21 protein-coding genes are annotated in these 19,126 nt (G+C 73.4%); 10 read left to right on the forward strand and 11 right to left on the reverse strand.

What is annotated here, in order from left to right:
- The coding region (locus VGD85_RS20320) for a metalloregulator ArsR/SmtB family transcription factor (protein WP_331065249.1) at positions 1–375 on the forward strand (375 nt) is incomplete at its 5' end.
- Positions 372–992: an SRPBCC family protein gene (locus tag VGD85_RS20325; RefSeq protein WP_331065250.1), complete on the forward strand. Its 621-nt coding sequence runs from the start codon at positions 372–374 to the stop codon at positions 990–992. The genes VGD85_RS20320 and VGD85_RS20325, both read left to right, overlap by 4 nt.
- An 82-nt stretch (positions 993–1,074) precedes the next feature.
- On the opposite strand, the gene VGD85_RS20330 is transcribed toward VGD85_RS20325, so the two are convergent.
- Both VGD85_RS20330 and pepN read right to left on the reverse strand, forming a co-directional pair.
- Entirely contained in the window at positions 1,075–1,908 is an 834-nt protein-coding gene (locus tag VGD85_RS20330; RefSeq protein WP_331065251.1) for a formate dehydrogenase accessory sulfurtransferase FdhD, read from the reverse strand.
- 13 nt (positions 1,909–1,921) lie between these two features.
- Positions 1,922–4,378, reverse strand: coding sequence for an aminopeptidase N (gene pepN / locus VGD85_RS20335; protein WP_331065252.1), 2,457 nt, complete (start codon positions 4,376–4,378; stop codon positions 1,922–1,924).
- 201 nt (positions 4,379–4,579) lie between these two features.
- Between pepN and VGD85_RS20340 the strand changes: the two genes are divergently transcribed.
- The 3 genes from VGD85_RS20340 to VGD85_RS20350 all read left to right on the forward strand — a co-directional run bounded on the left by VGD85_RS20340 (position 4,580) and on the right by VGD85_RS20350 (position 9,488).
- Positions 4,580–6,322, forward strand: coding sequence for a hypothetical protein (locus VGD85_RS20340; RefSeq protein WP_331065253.1), 1,743 nt, complete (start codon positions 4,580–4,582; stop codon positions 6,320–6,322).
- A gap of 72 nt (positions 6,323–6,394) precedes the next feature.
- Positions 6,395–8,113, forward strand: coding sequence for an aminotransferase class V-fold PLP-dependent enzyme (locus VGD85_RS20345; protein WP_331065254.1), 1,719 nt, complete (start codon positions 6,395–6,397; stop codon positions 8,111–8,113).
- Between the two features lie 121 nt (positions 8,114–8,234).
- Positions 8,235–9,488: a serine/threonine protein kinase gene (locus VGD85_RS20350; RefSeq protein ID WP_331065255.1), complete on the forward strand. Its 1,254-nt coding sequence runs from the start codon at positions 8,235–8,237 to the stop codon at positions 9,486–9,488.
- 122 nt (positions 9,489–9,610) lie between these two features.
- On the opposite strand, the gene VGD85_RS20355 is transcribed toward VGD85_RS20350, so the two are convergent.
- Positions 9,611–9,895 carry a Fe-S cluster assembly protein HesB gene (locus VGD85_RS20355; protein WP_331065256.1) on the reverse strand — a complete coding sequence of 95 codons (285 nt, stop codon included), beginning with the start codon at positions 9,893–9,895 and terminating at the stop codon, positions 9,611–9,613.
- Positions 9,896–10,007: 112 nt separating this feature from the next.
- Between VGD85_RS20355 and VGD85_RS20360 the strand changes: the two genes are divergently transcribed.
- Both VGD85_RS20360 and VGD85_RS20365 read left to right on the forward strand, forming a co-directional pair.
- Positions 10,008–10,448, forward strand: a complete 441-nt coding sequence (locus tag VGD85_RS20360; RefSeq protein ID WP_331065257.1) for an OsmC family protein — start codon at positions 10,008–10,010, stop codon at positions 10,446–10,448.
- A complete protein-coding gene (locus VGD85_RS20365; protein WP_331065258.1) occupies positions 10,448–11,329 on the forward strand; it encodes an oxidoreductase in 882 nt (293 codons plus the stop codon). The genes VGD85_RS20360 and VGD85_RS20365 overlap by 1 nt, the downstream gene beginning before the upstream one ends.
- A gap of 15 nt (positions 11,330–11,344) precedes the next feature.
- On the opposite strand, the gene VGD85_RS20370 is transcribed toward VGD85_RS20365, so the two are convergent.
- From VGD85_RS20370 to VGD85_RS20395, 6 genes are all read right to left on the reverse strand, one after another.
- Positions 11,345–12,028, reverse strand: a complete 684-nt coding sequence (locus VGD85_RS20370) for a peptidylprolyl isomerase (RefSeq protein ID WP_331065259.1) — start codon at positions 12,026–12,028, stop codon at positions 11,345–11,347.
- Between the two features lie 23 nt (positions 12,029–12,051).
- Positions 12,052–13,128 carry an alanine racemase gene (locus VGD85_RS20375; protein ID WP_331065260.1) on the reverse strand — a complete coding sequence of 359 codons (1,077 nt, stop codon included), beginning with the start codon at positions 13,126–13,128 and terminating at the stop codon, positions 12,052–12,054.
- Positions 13,125–13,961: an aldo/keto reductase gene (locus VGD85_RS20380; RefSeq protein ID WP_331065261.1), complete on the reverse strand. Its 837-nt coding sequence runs from the start codon at positions 13,959–13,961 to the stop codon at positions 13,125–13,127. The genes VGD85_RS20375 and VGD85_RS20380 overlap by 4 nt, the downstream gene beginning before the upstream one ends.
- A gap of 9 nt (positions 13,962–13,970) precedes the next feature.
- Positions 13,971–14,630 carry a lysoplasmalogenase gene (locus VGD85_RS20385; protein WP_331065262.1) on the reverse strand — a complete coding sequence of 220 codons (660 nt, stop codon included), beginning with the start codon at positions 14,628–14,630 and terminating at the stop codon, positions 13,971–13,973.
- A 74-nt stretch (positions 14,631–14,704) separates the two neighbouring features.
- Positions 14,705–15,151, reverse strand: coding sequence for a hypothetical protein (locus VGD85_RS20390; protein ID WP_331065263.1), 447 nt, complete (start codon positions 15,149–15,151; stop codon positions 14,705–14,707).
- On the reverse strand, positions 15,148–15,372 hold the full coding sequence (locus tag VGD85_RS20395; protein WP_331065264.1) for a hypothetical protein: 225 nt from the start codon (positions 15,370–15,372) through the stop codon (positions 15,148–15,150). The genes VGD85_RS20390 and VGD85_RS20395 overlap by 4 nt, the downstream gene beginning before the upstream one ends.
- Before the next feature lie 56 nt (positions 15,373–15,428).
- On the opposite strand from VGD85_RS20395, the gene VGD85_RS20400 reads away from it, so the two are divergent.
- Both VGD85_RS20400 and VGD85_RS20405 read left to right on the forward strand, forming a co-directional pair.
- Complete coding sequence (locus VGD85_RS20400; protein WP_331065265.1) at positions 15,429–16,151, forward strand: M50 family metallopeptidase; 723 nt, start codon at positions 15,429–15,431, stop codon at positions 16,149–16,151.
- 171 nt (positions 16,152–16,322) lie between these two features.
- On the forward strand, positions 16,323–17,201 hold the full coding sequence (locus VGD85_RS20405; RefSeq protein WP_331065266.1) for an LLM class F420-dependent oxidoreductase: 879 nt from the start codon (positions 16,323–16,325) through the stop codon (positions 17,199–17,201).
- 10 nt (positions 17,202–17,211) lie between these two features.
- Here the strand turns inward: VGD85_RS20405 and VGD85_RS20410 are convergent, their stop codons facing one another.
- Positions 17,212–17,709: a VOC family protein gene (locus tag VGD85_RS20410; protein WP_331065267.1), complete on the reverse strand. Its 498-nt coding sequence runs from the start codon at positions 17,707–17,709 to the stop codon at positions 17,212–17,214.
- A 47-nt stretch (positions 17,710–17,756) separates the two neighbouring features.
- Here VGD85_RS20410 and VGD85_RS20415 point away from each other — a divergent pair, with 47 nt between their 5' ends.
- Entirely contained in the window at positions 17,757–18,794 is a 1,038-nt protein-coding gene (locus tag VGD85_RS20415; RefSeq protein WP_331065268.1) for a cation diffusion facilitator family transporter, read from the forward strand.
- On the opposite strand, the gene VGD85_RS20420 is transcribed toward VGD85_RS20415, so the two are convergent.
- Positions 18,775–19,126: hypothetical protein (locus tag VGD85_RS20420; protein ID WP_331065269.1), on the reverse strand; the 352-nt coding region annotated here is incomplete at its 5' end. The genes VGD85_RS20415 and VGD85_RS20420 overlap by 20 nt on opposite strands.

The following is a 19,126-nucleotide window of genomic DNA, read 5'->3' on the forward strand; positions in this document are numbered from 1 at the left end:
GTGCACGCGTTCGACGTCCTGGGCGACCCGGTGCGCCGCCGGATCATCGACCTCCTGGCCGAGGGGGAGGTGACCGCCGGCGCGATCGTCGAGGCCGTCGGTGCGGAGTTCGCGATCTCGCAGCCTGCCGTGTCGCGCCACCTGGCGATCCTGAGGTCCTCGGGCTTCGCGGCCGTGCGCCCCGAGGGGACCCGCCGGCTCTACTCGCTCGACCCGTCCGGGCTGAGCGAGGTGGACGCCTGGGTGGAGCGGTTCCGACACCTGTGGGCGCCCCGGTTCGACGCGTTGGCCGTCGAGATCGCGCGGGGCAAGCGCCAGCGGCGGGTCGCGGAGGCACCAGAGACCCAGACCACCAACCCGAGGAGCGATCGATGAGAGACCTGGTCGAGGACCTGGCCGAGGTGCACCGCGCGGTGCGCCGTGAGGGAGGGGACGGCGACGAGGTGGTCCGGGTGACCATGCGCCGTACCTATGACACCGAGCGCACCGACCTCTGGTCGGCGCTCACCGATCCCGAGAGGATCGCCCGGTGGTTCATGCCGATCACCGGCGAGCTGCGCCCGGGGGGCCACTTCCAGCTCGAGGGCAACGCCGGGGGCGACATCCTCGAGTGCGAGCCCCCCGAGCGCCTCCGGACCACGTTCGGTGGGCCGGAGAGCATCGTCACCGTGACGCTGACCGGGGTGGGGGAGGCCACCGAGCTCCGGCTGGACCACACGGTGCCGCTGGCGATGGCCCAGAGCGTCGCCGGGGCCCTCTTCGTCGGCCCCGGGTGGGATGGGGCGTTCCTCGGGCTCGGCATGCACGTCGCCGGCGAGGCGATCGGCGATCCCCGGGAGATGGCGCTGGCGCCCGAGGTCGTGCCGTTCACCCGCCGGTCGATCGAGCTGTGGACGGCGGTCGTCGCCGACTCCGGCGCGACCCCCGAGGAGACGGCGGCCGGCCGGCACGCGGCGGTCGCGCAGTTCGTCCCGCAGGACCTCGACGTCTGACGCGGCCTGCGGGACGTCATCGCCGTCGCGGGTCCTAGCGAAAGGTACGACGTCCCGGGTGACCCCAGGCCGGCGGCCGCCCTCAGGCGTAGCGCACGCACCGGTCGGCCGAGGTGAACCCGTAGAGGACCAGCCCCGCCTCGGACGCCAGCTGCACCGACAGGCTGGTGGGCGCGCCGACGGCGACCAGCGCGCCGATGCCGGCGGCGACCGCCTTCTGCACCAGCTCGAAGCCGGCGCGGCCGCTGACGACCAGGCAGGCCTCGGCGGGAGCGGACCCGCCGAGGACGCGGGCGCCGGTGACCTTGTCGACGGCGTTGTGACGGCCCACGTCCTCGCGCACGACCAGCAACCTGCCGTCGGCGCTCGCCAGGCCCGCGGCGTGGACACCGCCGGTGCGGGCGAAGACCGTCTGGCCCGCGTGCAGGAGCCCGGGGAGCGTGCGGACGACCGCGGGTGCGGGCAGCGGGCCCGTCCAGGCGCCGGCCGACGACGTGGCCAGGGCCGCATCCAGGCTGTCCTTGCCGCAGATCCCGCACGCCGACGACCCCGTCGACTGGCCGACGTGGCGGTGGCCCGGATCGTGCGCGGGCGGCCCGGCGAGCGTCACCGTGACGACGTTGAACTCCTGCTCCGGTCGCAGCTGCGCGTCGGTGCAGTAGGCGACCGAGGAGATGCCGCCCGGCCCGAGGAGTCCCTCGTGGACCAGCCAGCCGGCGGCCAGGTCGAAGTCGTGTCCCGGCGTGCGCATCGTGACCCACACCCGACGGGCGGGTGCGCCCGGCCAGGCGAGCCGGATCTCCAGCGGCTCCTCGGTGGCCAGCCGGTCCTCGTGGCGGCGCTCGCCCTCGGCGAGGTGCTCGTGCACCCGGGTCCGGACCGTCGGTCCCGGGCGCCGGACCCGGTCGGCGTTCATCGCGAGCCGACCGTCATGCGGGGAAGGCCGCCCGGATCGCGATCCGCCGCTCGAGCTCGTCGGTGAGGTCGACGACCCTGCGCCGCATCGCCACGTCGAAGCCGTCCTGGTCGATCAGCGCCCGGGCGCGTGCCAGGTTCTCCTGGGTCTCCTCCTGGAGCGGGAAGAACCATCCGGCGGCGTCGGCGAGCACCCACCCGCTGCGGACCTCGGCGGTCGCGGCGACGTCGGTGAAGTAGCGCTCGACGTACGGCGCCAGCAGGTCCTCCTGCCCGTGCCGCCACATCCCGACACCGGCCGCCTCGAGCTCGTAGTTGGGGACGTCGACGCGTCCGGTGAACCGCTCCCACGCCCAGGCCTTCGCGTCCGCGTCGGGGAGCGAGGCGACCGCTCGGGTGTGCTCGACCCGTGAGCGCGCCGTCGGCTCGGCGTCGAGCGCCGCCTGGAGCTCGGCCCGGTCGGTCGCGCCGAGCGCCGCGAGCCGGACCAGCATCCGCCAGCGCAGGTCGAGGTCGACCTCGACGCCGTCGGGCAGGTCGCGCCCGTCCCGCCAGCCACGCACCAGCGCGGCCTCCCCGGACGCGATCGCGGCGTGCAACGCCGCGAGCTGCAGCGGCGAGCCCGGCCCCGACGCGTGCGCCTTGGCCAGGGCCGCCCGGTGCACCCGGGCGAGCGCGGCGTCCGGGTCGGCGGTCACCGGCACGACCTTCCCGACCACCCACGGCATCGTGTAGAAGAGCGCGTCGTCGCTGTCCTCGACCGGCAGCCCGGCCTCGACCAGGTCGAGCACGTCGGCGGGGTCGAGCGCGGCGTTGTGGAAGGCGCTGCGCACGTTGTTCCAGATCCCGGCCCGCAGCAGGGTGTCCTCGGTCCGCGACAGCAGCGACTTCAGGGCCCGGACGGTGACGGCGTCGGGCTGCACGAGCGCCCAGCTGTCCTCGTAGGGGTCGAGGACGACGGCTGCGTCCGCACCGGCGTCGTACGCCGTCTCCGGGCCGGTGATCGTGAGCGGCGCGAGCTCCCACTTGCCGTCCGGGACCGCCCGGGCGACCCGGAACGTGTGGGCGCGGTCGGCGGGGTGCGCCGCCGGGGGAGTACGCCGGACCACGCCGGCCGCCCGGTCGAGGACGATCGTGTCCGGGCCGGCCGTGCGCAGCCAGCTGCCGGTGAACGCCGACAGGTCGCCCGCGCCGGCCCGCTCCCAGCTCGCGAACAGGTCGTGCATGGTGGCGTTGCCGAACCGGTGGCGGGTGAAGTGGTCGATCGCCCCCGCGAAGAACACCTCGTCGCCGAGGGTCGCATTGAGCTGCTTGAGGATGCTCGAGCCCTTGGCGTAGGAGATGCCGTCGAAGTCCTGCAGGGCCGAGCTCGCGTCGTCGGCGCCGTTGCCCGCGACCGGGTGGGTGCTCGGGCGCTGGTCGGCGACCAGACCCCACTGGCGCCGCGAGTAGGCGACGTGGGTCCAGGCGTCGTCGTACTCGGTGACGTCGGCGGTCACCCGGTTGCCCATGTACTCGGCGAAGGACTCGTTGAGCCACAGGTCGTCCCACCACCGCGGCGTCACGATGTTGCCGAACCACTGGTGGGCCATCTCGTGGGCCACGGTCGTCGCGCGCTGGATGCGCTGACCGCGGGTCACCCGGCTGGTGAACACCAGCGGGTCGCGGAACGTCACGCAGCCCGGGTTCTCCATCGCGCCGGCGTTGAACTCCGGCACGAACGCCTGGTGGTAGTCGCCGAACGGGTAGCGGATGCCGAACAGCCGGTGGAACTCGTCGAAGCAGGCCTTGGTCATCGTGAACAGCTCGTCGGCGTCGGCCTCCAGGGCGTCGGCGATGCTGGCCCGCGCGGAGAGACCGAGCGGGATGCCGTCGTGCTCGTCGAGGATCAGGTGGTAGGGCCCGGCGACCAGCGTCACGAAGTACGTCGAGAGCGGCTGGGTGCGCTCGAGCTCCCAGAGCCCCGGCTCGGGGTTGGTCACGGGCGCGTTGCCGATGACCGTCCAGTCCTCGGGGGCACGGACGTGGAACGTGAAGGGCGCCTTGAGGTCGGGCTGGTCGAAGCACGCGAACACCGTGGGAGCCGCGTCCATGAACGACATGCCGTAGACGTAGTGGCGCCCGTCGGCGGGGTCGACGCTGCGGTGCAGCCCCTCGCCGTCGTTGCGGAACGGCATCACCGCGTCGACGACGACCTCGTTGGGCCCCGCCAGGGTCTCCAGGGGGAGGCGTCCGCGCTCGAGGAGGTCCGGGTCGAGCGGCCGTCCGTTGAGCCACAGCCCGTTGACCCGCACCGGCTTGAGGTCGAGGAACGTCGGGCCACCCTCACTGGTGAACCGGATCCTCGTCACCGAGCCGAAGGTCTGCTCGTCGGAGGCGAGATCGAGGTGCACGTCGTAGTCCTCGACGGTGAGGAGGGTGCGACGGGCGACGGCCTCGGCGTGCCGGAGGCTCTGGTAGGGGCTGCTCACCCGGCCACCCTATGTCGGCGGAGGCGGCGGCCCCCGGTCACCGATCGGTAACGACCGGCTGGTTCCGACCACCAGGCTGGTCCAGACCACCTAGGGTCGCGCCGGGCCTTCGGGGGTCTTGCGGCAACCAAGCCGCCGACTTCCGAGTCTGATGGTTACGGCGCGAGATCCGCGCCGCAGTTTCGGGAGGAAGTCACTCACATGCAGCGGTTCACCGCACCACGCCGGGCCCGGGCCCTGGCCTCGCTCGTCACCGTCGCGGGGCTCGGCCTCGCGACCGCCGCCGTCAGCACCGGCACCGCCCAGGGCGCCGCCCCGGCGGGGGACTGCGCGACCGCGTACCCCGTCGCCGACCTCGCCGCCGACCAGCCCGTCACCGGCCTCACGGTCAGCCACGGCACCGCCCCGGAGGGCTTCACGGGGAAGGTCCTCGGCGTGCTCGACGACGGCATCGCGCCGGGCATCGACATGATCATGGTGCGGCTCACCTCCGACGAGATCGACCGCGTCGGCATCTGGCAGGGCATGTCGGGCTCGCCGGTGTACGCCGCAGACGGCCGGTTGATCGGTGCGGTCTCCTACGGCCTCGCGATGGGTCCGTCCCCGGTCGCCGGCGTCACGCCGTTCGCCGACATGGACGACTACTTCACGCCGCCTGCTCGCACGGTCGCCGTCGACGGCAGCGCGGCGCGGGCGATCGCCCGCTCGACCGACGTGTCCGCGGCCGACGCGAGCGAGGGCTTCCGGCAGCTGCCGGCACCGCTGGGCGTCGCGGGCGTGGGCGCCCGCCAGCTCAAGCTCGCGGCCGAGCACGCCGGCAAGCGCAGCTACCTCCCGCGCTCGGCGTACGCGGTCGGCCGGGCGTCGGCGGACGCCGCAGGTCCCGAGACCGTCGTCGCCGGCGGCAACCTCGCGGCGTCGCTGGCCTATGGCGACATCACGATGGCCGCGGTCGGCACCGCGACCTCGGTCTGCGGCAGCAAGGTCATCGGCTTCGGGCACCCGCTCGACCACCTCGGCCAGACGACGCTGACGCTCCACCCGGCCGACGCGATCTACGTCCAGGAGGACCTGATCGCGGGGTTCAAGCTCGCCAACCTCGGCGCGCCCGCCGGCACGATCGACAACGACCGGCTGACCGGGATCAGCGGGATGCTCGGCGCGGTGCCCTCGACCGCCGACGTCACCTCGGGGGTGACGTACGGCGACCGGCACCGCGACGGCACGTCCCACGTGTCGGTGCGCACGCCCGACGCGCTCGCCAGCACGACGTTCTACGAGTTCCTGGCCAACCACGACCGCGTCGTCGACGGCACCGTGGACGGCAGCGAGGTCGCGAGCTGGACGGTCACCGGGACCGGGCCGGACGGCACCCCGTTCGAGCTGTCGAGCAGCGACCGCTACGTCTCGGACTGGGACCTCTCCTACGAGGTCGGCTTCGCGCTGGGTGACATCGTCTACTTCCTCTCCGGCATCCCGGGCGTCACGATCGACAGCGTGACCACCGACGCCTCGGTGGAGGACGCCGCGACGGCGTACCGGCTCTCGGCGCTGCAGCGCAAGGTCAAGGGTCAGTGGACGACGGTCAAGCGCCGCGACGGCATCACCGTGCGGGCCGGCTCGACGCTGAACCTGCAGGCCGTGCTCACCGGCGGCGGCCAGACCACGACCGTGCCGATCTCCGTGCAGATCCCGCGGAAGATGGCCGGCGGCGAGGGCATGCTCGAGGTCACGGGCGGTCAGTACCTCGGCGACCTCGGCCCGATGACGTCGATCGAGCAGGCCAAGAGGGCCGTCGCGAACCTGGTCCGCAACGACGAGCTGCGGGTGAACCTGATGTCGTTGAGCAAGCGCGGTCGCGGCCAGACGGTCAGCAGGCAGGTGGTCGGCCCCGTCGACGGCGTCGTGTCGGGCAACCGGTTCGCCCAGCTCATGGTGCGCTAGCCGCACCGGTTGGTGCGGTAGCCCTGCGGGAGGGCCTCCACGGGTGCGACGATGCCGTCATGGTGGACGTGCATGACGGATCGTGACCGGGAGGCCCTCCTCGGGCTGATCCGCGACTCGGTGATCGGGGACGACCACCTGATGGAGACGCCCTACGGGCGCCGTCGGGTGACGTACGCCGACTACACCGCGTCCGGCCGGGCGCTCACGTTCATCGAGGACTTCATCCGCGACCAGGTGCTGCCCGGCTACGCCAACACCCACACCGAGTCCAGCGGCACCGGCCTGCAGACCACGCGTCTGCGCGAGGACGCCCGGGCGATCATCCGCGAGGCCGTGGGGGGCCACGACGACGTCCTCGTGCTGTTCACGGGGTCGGGCAGCACCGGCGCGATCGCGAAGCTGATCGGCGTGCTGGGGCTGCGGATCCCGTCGGTGCTGGAGGACCGCTACCGGCTCAGCGAGCACATCCCGGCGGAGGAGCGGCCGGTCGTCTTCATCGGCCCCTACGAGCACCACTCCAACGAGCTCCCGTGGCGTGAGTCGATCGCCGACGTGGTCCGGATCCGGCAGGACGCGGACGGCGGCGTCGACCAGGACGACCTGCGCCACCAGCTGGCGGCGTACGCCGGAAGGCCGCTCAAGATCGGCTCGTTCTCGGCCGCCTCGAACGTCACCGGGATCGTCTCCGACACGGCCGCGATCGCCGAGCTCCTGCACGAGCACGGCGCGTTGAGCCTGTGGGACTTCGCCGCGGCCGCGCCGTACGTCGACGTCGAGATGGGTGCCCTCCCGGGCCGCCCGAAGTCCTACAAGGACGCGGTCTTCGTCTCCCCGCACAAGTTCATCGGGGGCCCGGCCACGCCCGGCGTGCTGGTGGCGCGACGAGAGCTGTTCGCCAACCGGGTGCCCGACGTCCCCGGCGGCGGGACGGTCGCGTACGTCAACGACGACGACCACCGCTACCTCACCGACCCCACGCAGCGCGAGGAGGGCGGAACCCCCGCGATCATCGAGGCGATCCGCGCGGGGCTGGTCTTCCAGCTCAAGCAGGCGGTCGGGACGCGGACGATCCGGGACCAGGAGGAGCGGCACCTGCACCGGGCCGTGGCGGCGTGGCGCGACGAGCCCGCGATCGAGCTGCTCGGCAACCTCGAGGCGGAGCGGCTCTCGATCGTGTCCTTCGTCGTGCGCGCACCCTCGGGGCGCTACCTGCACCACAACTACGTGGTCGCGCTGCTCAACGACCTCTTCGGCATCCAGTCGCGCGGCGGCTGCTCGTGCGCCGGCCCCTACGGGCACCGGCTGCTCGGGATCGACCTGGAGCGGTCGCACGAGTTCGAGCGCGAGATCACGGGCGGGTGCGAGGGCATCAAGCCCGGCTGGGTGCGGGTGAACTTCAACTACTTCGTCTCCGACACCGTGGTCGACTACATCGTCGAGGCCGTCCGACTGGTCGCACGGGAGGGGTGGCGCCTGCTCGGCGACTACCGCTTCGACCCCGCGACCGGGCGCTGGCGACACCGCGCCGGGCTGGTCCGTCCGCCGCTCAGCCTGCGCGAGGTGTCCTACGAGGGCGGGCAGGTGTCGATGCCGAGCAACGACGCCACCGGGGGAGAGGAGCTGCTCGCCGAGCACCTGCGCGAGGGCGTCGCGATCCTCGCCTCCGCGGTCGGGCCCGACCTCTCCGGCCACCCCGCCGACCTCAGCGACGACTTCGAGCACCTCCGATGGTTTGAGCTGCCCGAGTCGGCGCTTGCGCCGGCTCGGCCCAGCAGCCAGGTCGAGTAGCCGCGCCACCGAGGCACGAGGTCGCGGCCGGCGTATCGAGACCCAGTCGACGTCTCGGGGCACCGATGGCGGCGGCGAGCCTCGCACGTAACCGCGGCGGCGAGGCGCTCGTTGCCCCGGCATGCACCTGCGCACCGCCCTCGCCGCGCTGATCGCCGTCGCGTCCTCGCCCCTCCTGGCCACCCCCGCCGACGCCGAGGAGGCTCCGGGCTCCGCGGAGCGCCGCGCCGGCGACGTACGCCGGGCCGTCTTCGTCGGCAACAACTGGGACGGCACCGCCGACATCCTCGACCCGGCCAGCTTCGAGCGGCTCGGGCGCATCGACGTCGTGCCGGACAAGGCCGAGCGGATCCGGGAGATCGCGACCGACCCCTACCGGTTCACCTACTTCCTGGCGATCCGCGCGATGATCGGCGAGGGCCACGACCAGTACGTCGACGACATGTACTCCTCCAACGACGGGCGGCTCCTGGTCGTGTCGCGGCCGTCGTTCGCGGACGTGGTCGCGATCGATCTGCGGACCAAGGACATCGTCTGGCGGTTCGAGGTCGACGGGGTCCGGTCCGACCACATGGCGATCTCACCGGACGGGCGGCGCGTCGTGGTCAGCGCGTCGACGGGCAACGTCGTCCACGTCCTGAGGGTCGCCGACGGCGTCGAGGTCGGTCGCTTCCCGTCGGGCGGCTCACCGCACGAGAACATCTTCATCGACGGGGGGAAGCGGATCCTGCATGCCAGCATCGGCATGGTCTACAGCCCGCTCGACGACCCCGCCCTGGACGCGACCAAGCAGGAGCGCGTCCTGCAGATCGTGGACGCGAGGACGATGGAGGTCGTCCGCCGTTACGACCTGCGCAAGGCGCTCGACGACCGCGGCATGACCGAGACGAGCACCGCCGTACGCCCGATGACGTTGTCGCCGGACGACCGGACGTTCTACTTCCAGCTCTCGTTCCTGCACGGTTTCGTGGAGATGGACCGCGCGACCGGGAGGATCACCCGCGTGAAGCGCCTGCCCAACCTGGTGCCGGACATGCCGCGCGAGCAGTACCTGCTCGACTCCGCCCACCACGGCATCGCGATGAACCCGGCCGGCACGAAGCTGTGCGTGGCCGGCACGATGTCGGACTACGCGACGGTCGTCGACGCCGACACGTTCAGGCGCGGGCGGCTGCTCAAGAAGCAGGACGGCAAGCCGTACTGGGTCACCCAGAGCTGGGACGGGCGCACCTGCTACATCTCGTGGAGCGGCACCGACGAGGTCTCGAAGATCTCCTACCGCACGGGGCGGATCGTGCAGACCGTGCCGGTCGGCGACCACCCGCAGCGGGTCCGCAACGGCTGGATCCGCCGCGACCTGGTCCCGACCCTCTAGCGGCGGTGCCGAGTCGGCGCGTTGTGCTCACGTCCTCCGCAGAGACCGGGACAGCCCGAGCAGTGAGCGCCGACTCGCGGGTCCTGGGTGAGCACTGCGCGCCGACTCGACAGCCAGGTCGGTCAGCCCTGGTGGGCGAGGGCGAACTCGACCTTGCCCGACGGGTCGACCGCGGCGTCGAGGATCTTGTCGTCGAGCAGCTGGGCGGCCGTCTCGTCGAGGTAGACGGTCGCGCCGCCCTGCTCGACGACCTGGTCGCCCGGCTCGCCCTTCTCGGCCGCGGAGATCGCGAAGGCGGGGTTGGGAGAGTCGTCGGTGGTGATGCGCAGCCCCGCGGACTCGGCGAGGCCGGGCTGGTGGGTGATCTCGTTGACGATGGCGCTGGCGTTCTCGGTGAGGGTGAGCATGCTCGCCTTCCGATAGCTGTGGCTAGGTCCTCTCCACCGTCTCCGATGAGGTCCGAGGAGACAACCCCGGCGCCGATCCCGGGCGTGTCGCGCGTCTGGCACGCTGGGGCCCATGACGACTCCGGACGCCGCCCCGCGCGGCACGCTGCGCCACATCGACCTGCACAAGATCGGCGTCGGCCGCTTCCTGGCCACCAACGGCCGCGGCGGCGTCCTGCCGGTGGGGTCGGGGGACGACCCCGACTTCACCCCGGTCGAGCTGCTGCTGGTGGCGCTGGCCGGCTGCAGTGCCATCGACGTGGACCTGATCACCGGCAAGCGGGCCGCCGCGACGACGTTCGAGGTCAGCGCCGAGGGCGACAAGATCCGCGACGAGCAGGGCAACCGGCTCGTCGACCTGCGGATCACCTTCGACGTGCGCTTCCCCGAGGGCGAGGACGGCGACCGGGCCCGCGAGGTGCTGCCCCGGTCGATCGAGCAGTCCCGCGACCGGCTCTGCACGGTGGGGCGCACCGTCCAGCTGGGCGCGGCGATCGAGTACGGCACGCGCTGATGCGCCGCCGTCCCCGCCGCTGGGACGCGGTCCCGAGGCAGGACGGCCGCCGGTTCGTCGTCACCGGGGCGAGCAGGGGACTGGGCCTCGAGACCGCTCGCGTGCTGGCCGAGCGCGGTGCCGAGGTCGTCCTCGCCGTGCGCGACGTCGAGAAGGGTGCGGCCGCGGCCGCCACGATCGGCGGCCGCGTGGAGGTGCGCCGGCTGGACGTGGCCGACCTCGCGAGCGTGCGAGAGCTCGCGGCCGGCCTCGGGCCGGTGGACGTGCTGGTGAACAACGCCGGCGTCCTCGCCGTCCCGTACGCACGCACGGTCGACGGCTTCGAGACCCACCTCGCGACCAACCACCTGGGCCACTTCGCGCTCACCAACCTCCTGCTGTCCACGCTGCGCGACCGGGTCGTGGTCGTGACCTCGGACGCGCACCGCGCCGCCGACCTCGACCTCGACGACCTCGACTGGGAGCGCCGGGCCTACCGGCCGTTCGCGGCGTACGGCGCCTCCAAGCTGGCGAACCTGCTGTTCCTGGCCGAGCTGCAACGCCGCCTGACCGCTGCGGGGTCGACGCTGCGCGCCACCGCCGCGCACCCGGGCTCGACGGCGACCGGGATCACCGCCAACACCGGCAGCCGGGCCAAGACCTGGGTGGGGTCCTGGGGACACAAGCTCGTCGGCATGCCGGCGTGGAAGGGCGCGCTCACGACGCTGTACGCCGCCACCATGGACGTGCCCGGCAACACGTTCATCGGCCCCGGCGGGCCGCTGGAGCTCACCGGCTGGCCGACCGGCGTCGGGCGGAGCCAGGACGCGTGCGACCCCGACCTGGCGAAGCGGCTGTGGCAGCGCTCGGAGGCGCTGACCGGGGTGCGGTTCCCGCTCTAGAGAAGCTAGGTGGCGCTAGTCCGTGATCTCGACCGAGGAGATGTCGACCGGTGTGTTCGGCGCGCCGCCGTACTGCCCCAGCGAGCCGTCGTTGCCGTCCTGGGCCATCTGCTGGACCGCCTTCAGGCCCGCCTCGTCGATGGTGCCGAACACGGTGTAGTTCGCGTCGAGCCTGCTGTCGGCGTACACGATGAAGAACTGCGAGCCGTTGGTGTCGGGCCCGCTGTTGGCCATGGCGAGGGTGCCGGCCGGGTAGGTCTCGTCGCCCTCGAGCTCGTCGGGGTAGCTGTAGCCCGGCCCGCCGCTGCCGGTGCCGGTCGGGTCGCCGCACTGCAGCACGAAGAGGCCGCCCTCGGTCGTGAGGCGGTGGCAGGACGTGTCGTCGAAGTACCCCTGCTGCGCCAGCGAGACGAACGAGTTGACGGTGCACGGCGCGCCTGCGGCGTCCAGGTCCAGGCCCAGGTGCCCGATGCTCGTGTCGAGGTCGACGCGCACGGTGCCGGACGCGGGCGCCTTCTCGGCCGGCGGGTCGACGTCCTTGGCAGGCGTCTGTCCGTCGTCGGTATAGGTGCACGCCACCGTGGGCCCGGAGTCCGAGGCCGTCTGGGAGCCGTCGGAGCCGTCGGAGCCGCACCCGCCGAGCAGCAGGGCGAGGGCGGCGGCGCTGGCGGCGGTGCTGGCGGCGAGGCGCAGGAGCATGGCCGGCATCGTAGGGGAGCGGCTCAGGAGTTGCGTCCGCGGGCCGCAACGGACCAGGCCTCGAGCCCGCCGCCGGTCTCGGCCCACAGCGTGTCGGCGAGGTTGACCGCCGCACAGACGTGGTTGGGCACGACGTCGACGTACGTGCCGAGCGCCGGGAGGGGCGCGTCCGCGAGGTCGACGACCGCGTGGTGCTCGGAGAGCTGGACGACCCGCGCGTCGGCGTACGCCGGCAGGCGGCCCCAGCCGGTCGCGTAGGAGGCCCGGTCGGCGCCGAGCGCCTTGCTGCCGGCGTCGAGGACGATCCGGCCACCGGCGTGGCTGACCACGGTCGCGCGGCAGACGAGGGCCAGGTCGGCGGGCTCCATCGTGCCGAGCTCCCACTGCTGGGCGTCGCCGAAGGCGTAGACGCCGGGCCGCAGCTCGGTGAGCTCCTCGGTGTGGGTGTGCTCGAGGCTCGGGGTGGAGCCGCCGCTGACGACGTCCGGCTCGAGGCCCGCGGCGCGGAAGGAGGCGGTCGCCACCCGCAGCGCCCTGGCCTCGTCGTCGGCCGCGGTGCGCAGCGCGGCCGGGGCGTAGCTGTGCCCGGGGAACGTGAACACGCCTCGGACGGGGAGCCCGGCCTCGACGGCCGCGACGGCCAGCTGCCCCGCGGTCTCCGGCGCGACACCGCTGCGGTGCTGCCCGCTGTCGACCTCCATCAGCGCCGCCACACCACTGCCCTCGAGCAGCCGGGCCGCCCGGGCGGCGGCCTCGGCGGAGTCGACGCCGATCGCGAGGTCGGCGCGGCCGGCCAGGTCGCGCAGTCGCGCGGCCGCTTGGTCGGTGAGCCAGAGCGGGTAGGCGATGAACACGTCCTCGACGCCGGCGTCGACGAACACCTCCGCCTCGCCGATGGTGGCGACCGTGAGCCCGGCCGCACCCGTGTCGAGCTGGAGCCGGGCGACCTCGAGGCACTTGTGGGTCTTCGCGTGCGGCCGCAGCGCCACCCCGGCGTCGGCGGCCCACCGGGCGGTGCGCTCGAGGTTCGCGCGCAGCCGGGCGACGTCGACGCGCAGGTACGGCGTGGCCGGGTCCGCGCCGGCCGGCGACCGGCTCACATCTCCTCGTGGGTCTCGGGGTCCCCGCCGAAGAGCCGCCCGTCGGGGCGGCCGAGCGCCGTGATCGCGGCCATCTCGTCGTCGCTGAGCTCGAAGCCGAACACGTCGAGGTTCTGCCGCTGCCGCTCGGGCGTCGCCGACTTGGGGATCGGCACGCAGCCCAGCTGCACCTGCCAGCGCAGGATCACCTGGCCGGGGGAGACCCCGTGCCGCTCGGCGGCCGCGGCGACGGCCGGCTCCGCGAACGGCGCCTGCCGCTTGCCCAGCGGGCTCCACGACTCGGTGCGGATGCCGAGGCGGGCGTCGACGGCGCGCATCTGCTCCTGTGGGAAGTAGGGGTGCAGCTCGATCTGGTTGACGGCGGGCGTCACGCCGGTCGCGTCGATCACGCGGTCGAGGTGGTCGGCGGTGAAGTTGGAGACGCCGATCGAGCGCACCAGGCCCTGCTCGCGCAGGTCGACCAGCGCGCGCCACGCCTCGACGTACTGGCCCCGGCTCGGGTTGGGCCAGTGGATGAGGTGCAGGTCGAGGTGGTCCAGGCCGAGGCGTTGCAGGGAGCCGTGCACGCTGGCGATCGCGTCGTCGTAGCCGTGGTCGCGGCCGGGGAGCTTGCTGGTCACGCAGAGCTCCTCGCGCGGGATCCCGGAGGTCCGGATCGCCTCGCCGACCTCGCGCTCGTTGTCGTAGTTCACCGCGGTGTCGATCAGGCGGTAGCCCGCCTCGATCGCGCTCCGGACCGCGGCCACGCCGTCGGCGCCCTTCAGCGGGTAGGTGCCGAACCCGATCGCCGGGAGCGTGGTGCCGTCGTTGAGCGTGTGGGTGGGGATGGCCATGCGGCCAACCTACCGACGCAGCCCCTCGGCGATGGTCCACTGACCCGCGGTGTAGGTCGCCATCACCACGCCCTCCAGCGCGGAGGACGCGGCGCCCTCCTCGCCGAGGACGAACGTCCGGAGGCCGAGCACGACGTCGGAGACGAGGAACAGCGCCGCCCCGCGGAGCACCCGGTCGCGACCGTGGTCAGGATCGATCGCCGCGGCGGACGCGACCATCGTCGCCAGCGCGACGCCGTACGCGCCGACGGGTCCGGCGACCACGCGGTCCTCGCGGGCCGCGGCGAGCGCCATCCCGGAGGCGAGGACCGCACCTGCGGCGAGGAACCGGCGGCGGCCCGGGGTCGCGAGCACCGGCTGGGTGGAACGTGCCCGGAACGCCGCGACGTAGGAGAGGTGGGCGGCGAAGAAGCTCCCGACGCCGGCCAGGAACGGGCGCCGGCCCGCGCCGAGCAGCGCCAGGTCGCCGCCCCACGAGAACGCCTGGGCGCCGAGCAACCGTCCCTCGCCGCGCGTGCTCGCCGCCAGGGCGGGCATGAGCAGCGGCTTGGTGACCAGCCGGGCGCGCTGCCACCGTTGCGGGCCCGCCGCGAGCACGGCGTCGGTGAGCGCCAGGGCGCCGAACACGGCGCCCGCCGCCCGCCGGGTGCGTGGGAGTGCCTGGGACATCGCCTGCTCCGCTCGTCGAAGGTCGGCCCCGCGAACGAGCCCAGGCGATTCCTACCAGGTGCCGGCGCCCGCTGTCACAGGTCGTGCGGGGTGGCCTCGTGGCCGGGCGCGCCGTGGGTGCGCCGGTCCTCCTTCATCTCGGCCTCGTAGAGATGACGGCGGCCACCGGCCAACGCCTCGCGCGCGGCCCGCTCCAGCTCCTTGAACGTGGCGTAGTAGCCGTCGTCGTACGCCTCGACGATCTGGAACGTCCAGTGCCCCGGGATGACGTTGCGGCCGACCAGCTCGCGGTCGATCCGCTCCGCGAGCTCGGTGTGCCCGGCGTCGCGCAGCTGCGCGACCGCGTCGCCGAGGGTGAGGTCGGTGGTGCCGGAGAGGCGGTGGAACGCGTAGAGGTGGCCGCGCGCGACCTCGGCGGCCTCCAGGGCCTCCGAGAGCTTGCCGAGGGCCTCGACCGTGGCGTCGTCGACGCCGTCGGGCCGGCGGTGGACGGCGTCGGGGCCGCCGTCGGCACCGTTCATGCCGAGAGCACGTCGGCGGCCGACACCGTGCCGTGCTCGGCCTGGATCGCCTCGGCGAGCCGGGTGATGTCGGCATCGGGCACGTCGACCCCCGCCTCGGCGAACCCGTCGCGGAGCTCCTGCTCGACAGTGTCCTCGGTGGCGCCGTCCTGCCAGGAGGTGACCCGGTCGACGACGGCCTGGATGGCTTCGAGCTGCTCGCTGCTGTGCTGTTCGCTCATGGTGGCCGCGTACCCAATGGTCGGCGGTCCCACGCGCGTGCGGCACGCTGTCGCCCATGGCGGTCGCGGATGTCCTCTCCGGGATCTGGGACGACGTGGTGGGACGCCAGGCGGCGCCCGAGCGGGCCGAGGTCGTGCTCTGCGCCGTGGTCGCGCTCCTCCTGGTGGCGGTCCCGGCCGGATGGCGGGTCGGCCGGCACCTGGTCACGATCGCCCACGAGGGCGCGCACGGCGTCGTCGCGCTGCTGTCCGGGCGTCGGTTGGCCGGCATCCGGCTGCACTCCGACACCTCCGGCCTGACCGTCTCGCGCGGCCGGCCGACCGGCCCCGGGATGGTCGCGACGACCCTGGCCGGCTACCTCGGCCCGGCCGGCCTCGGCCTGGGGGCGGCGTACCTGCTCCGCGAGCGGCACGCGCTGGCGGTGCTCTGGCTCTCGGTGCTGCTGCTGGCGCTGCTGTTGCTCCAGATCCGCAACTTCTACGGCCTGTACGCCGTCGGCGCGGCCGGGCTCGCGGTCTTCGCCGTGTCGTGGTGGGGGAGTGCTGCGGTGCAGGTTGCGGCGGCGTACGTCGGCACCTGGTTCCTGCTGCTCGCCGCGCCCCGGCCGGTGCTGGAGCTGCAGGCGCAGCGGCGCCGCGGGCGCGAGCGGACCTCGGACGCCGACGTGCTCGCGCGGCTGACCGGCCTGCCCGGGCTGTTCTGGGTGGCGGTGTTCCTCGCCGCGACCCTCGGCGCGCTGGTGCTCGGAGCGGACTGGTTGTGGGCCGTCGCGGCCTAGCCGCGTGTCCGAAGTTCCTACGCGCTTCGCGCGGGCCAGGGCACTCACCCCGCTGCGTTGGCCTCGCTCGAGTTACGCCCGGTAGCCCTACGCTCGGCCGCCTTGCGATGCACGCACCCTGACCACGCCAAGCATCCAGGACCTTCCGACACGCGACACTAGTCTGGGCTCGTGCGCACCGGCATCCACTACGCGAACTTCAGCCACCCCGAGTGGCGGACCCGGCTGACCGACCGGCTCGCCGAGACGGCCCGGATCGCCGACGACGGGGGCGTGTCCCTGTTCACGGTGATGGACCACTACTTCCAGATGGAGCAGCTCGGCGGCCCGGCCGAGCCGATGCTCGAGGGCTACACGACGCTCGGCTATCTCGCCGGCCGGACCGAGCGCGTCCGGCTCAGTCTCCTCGTGACCGGGGCGACGTACCGGCACCCCGGGCTGCTCGCCAAGATCGTCACCACGCTCGACGTGCTCTCGCGCGGCCGGGCGATGCTCGGCCTGGGCGCGGCCTGGTACGACCGGGAGCACGCCGGGCTCGGCGTGCCGTTCCCGCGGACCGCGGAGCGCTTCGAGCGGCTCGAGGAGACGCTGCGGATCTGCCTGCAGATGTGGAGCGACGACGACGGTGCGTTCGAGGGCCGCCACCACCGGCTCGCCGAGACCGTCTGCGTCCCGCCGCCGGTGCAGCGGCCGCACCCGCCGATCCTGGTCGGCGGGGGAGGGGAGCGCAAGACGCTCCGCCTGGTGGCGCAGTACGCCGACGCCTGCAACCTGTTCCCCGTGGGCGTCGACGGCGTACGCCACAAGCTCGAGGTGCTGCGGCGCCACTGCGACGACGTCGGCCGCGACTACGAGAGCATCGAGAAGACGATGCTCGCCCCGGCCGATGGCCCCGACCCGGTCGCCGACGCCGACGCGTTCCTCGCGGCGATGGAGCAGTACGCCGCCCTCGGCATCTCGCTGGTCATGCTGATGCCGCCCACGCCGGACCCGGCGGGGTGGGCTGCGGACCTGTGCGAGCGGGTCGTGCCGCGGCTCGCGGAGGTCTGAGGTCGGCCGATCAGAGCACGCTCAGGCCGTACATCTCCCCGAGCGGGTCGGAGATCAGCTCGACCCGGGTGCCGTCGGGGTCGCGGAAGTACATCGAGGTGCCGCTCTCGAGGAGGTACTCCACGCCGGCCTCGTCCAGCGCCGCGCGCAGCTGCGCCCAGCGCTCGGGCTCGACGGAGATCGCCAGGTGGTGCAGGCCGCCGAGGACCTCGGCGTACGGACCGACGTCGAGGCCGGGGAAGTCGAAGAACGCGAGCAGGTTGCCGTGGCCGAGGTCGAAGAAGAAGTGGTTGGAGCCGGGGTAGTCGCGGTTCTCGACGATCTCGGTCAGCGGGAATCCGAGCACGCCCTGGTAGAAGCGCACCGTCTGCTCGACGTCCGCGCACACGATCGCCACGTGGTGCAGGCCGCGGGCCGACGACGCGGGGCGCGAGGCCGTGGGGGAGAGGTACGCCGCCCGGATCCGCTCGCGCTCGGCGGCGATGGCGGCCAGGTCACGCTCGGTCATGGCGCGAGGCTACCTCGGCCGCGGCGTCTCCCTAGACTGCTGCCGTCATGACTCACCTGCTCCGCGAGGGCCGCGATCCGGGCTCGGCCGACGACCACGACCACGCCCACGACCACCACCACGACCACCACGGCGGCCCGTGGTGGCGCCGGGCACCGCACGAGCTGGGCGAGCTGTTCGGTGGGCACGCCCACGACACCGCCGAACAGGTCGACGAGGCCCTCGAAGGTGATGCCGCGGGACGCCGAGCGCTGTACGTCAGCCTGGCGGTGCTCGCGGTCACCGCAGTGCTCCAGGCGGTCGTCGTGGTGCTCTCGGGCTCGGTTGCCCTGCTGGGGGACACCGTCCACAACTTCGCCGACGCGCTCACCGCGGTGCCGCTCCTGGTGGCGTTCTCGCTGGCGCGGCGCGCCAGCAACGACCGCTACACCTACGGCTACGGCCGCGCCGAGGACATCGCCGGCATCTTCGTGCTGGCGATGATCGCCCTGTCGGCGGTCTTCGCCGGCTACGAGGCCGTACGCCGCCTGCTGGACCCGCAGCCGGTCGAGTACCTCGCCGCCGTGGGGCTCGCCGCGCTGATCGGGTTCGCCGGCAACGAGTGGGTCGCCCGCTACCGGATCCGCGTCGGTCGCCGGATCGGCAGCGCCGCGCTGGTCGCCGACGGCCTGCACGCGCGCACCGACGGCTTCACCAGCCTCGCGGTGCTGCTCGGCGTCGGCGGTGCGGCCCTGGGCTGGAGCTGGGCCGACCCGGTCGTCGGGCTGCTGATCACCGTCGCGATCCTCGGCGTGCTGCGCTCCGCCGCCCGCCAGGTCGGTGAGCGGCTGATGGATGCGGTCGAGCCCGGCCTCGTCGACCGGGCGCGGGCGGCCGTGCTCACGGTCGAGGGCGTCGAGGAGGTGACCGAGATGCGGCTGCGCTGGATCGGCCACGCCCTGCGTGCCGAGGCCGGCGTCACGGTCGGCCCCGACCTCACGCTGGCGGCCGCGCACGAGGTCGCCCACCACGCCGAGGCGCACCTGACGACGTACGTCCCACGGCTCACCTCCGCGATCGTGCACGTCAGCCCGACGCGGCCCTGACGGGCGACCTGCTCCCGCCCGGGGCGGGGGAGAGGGCAGCGTCGGCCCGCCGGACCGCGGCCGCCGTCGCGAGCAGGGTCACCGACAGCGCCACCATCGGTGCTCGCACCCCCCAGCCGTGCGCGGCGACACCCAGCACCGGCGTGACCGCCAGGACCGGCGCGACCTGTGCCAGGTGCAGCAACGAGCTGAACCGGGCCAGCATCGGCTCCGGGGTCGCGTCGAGGAAGCGGGGGATGACGCGCGCGGTCGTCAACGACGTTCCCGCGCCGACGACCACGAGGGCCACCACACCGACGACGAGCCCGTCGGTGACGGACAGGAGGAGCACG

It is taken from the genome of Nocardioides sp., assembly GCF_036401255.1.
In the GTDB taxonomy this organism is placed as follows: Bacteria; Actinomycetota; Actinomycetes; order Propionibacteriales; family Nocardioidaceae; genus Nocardioides.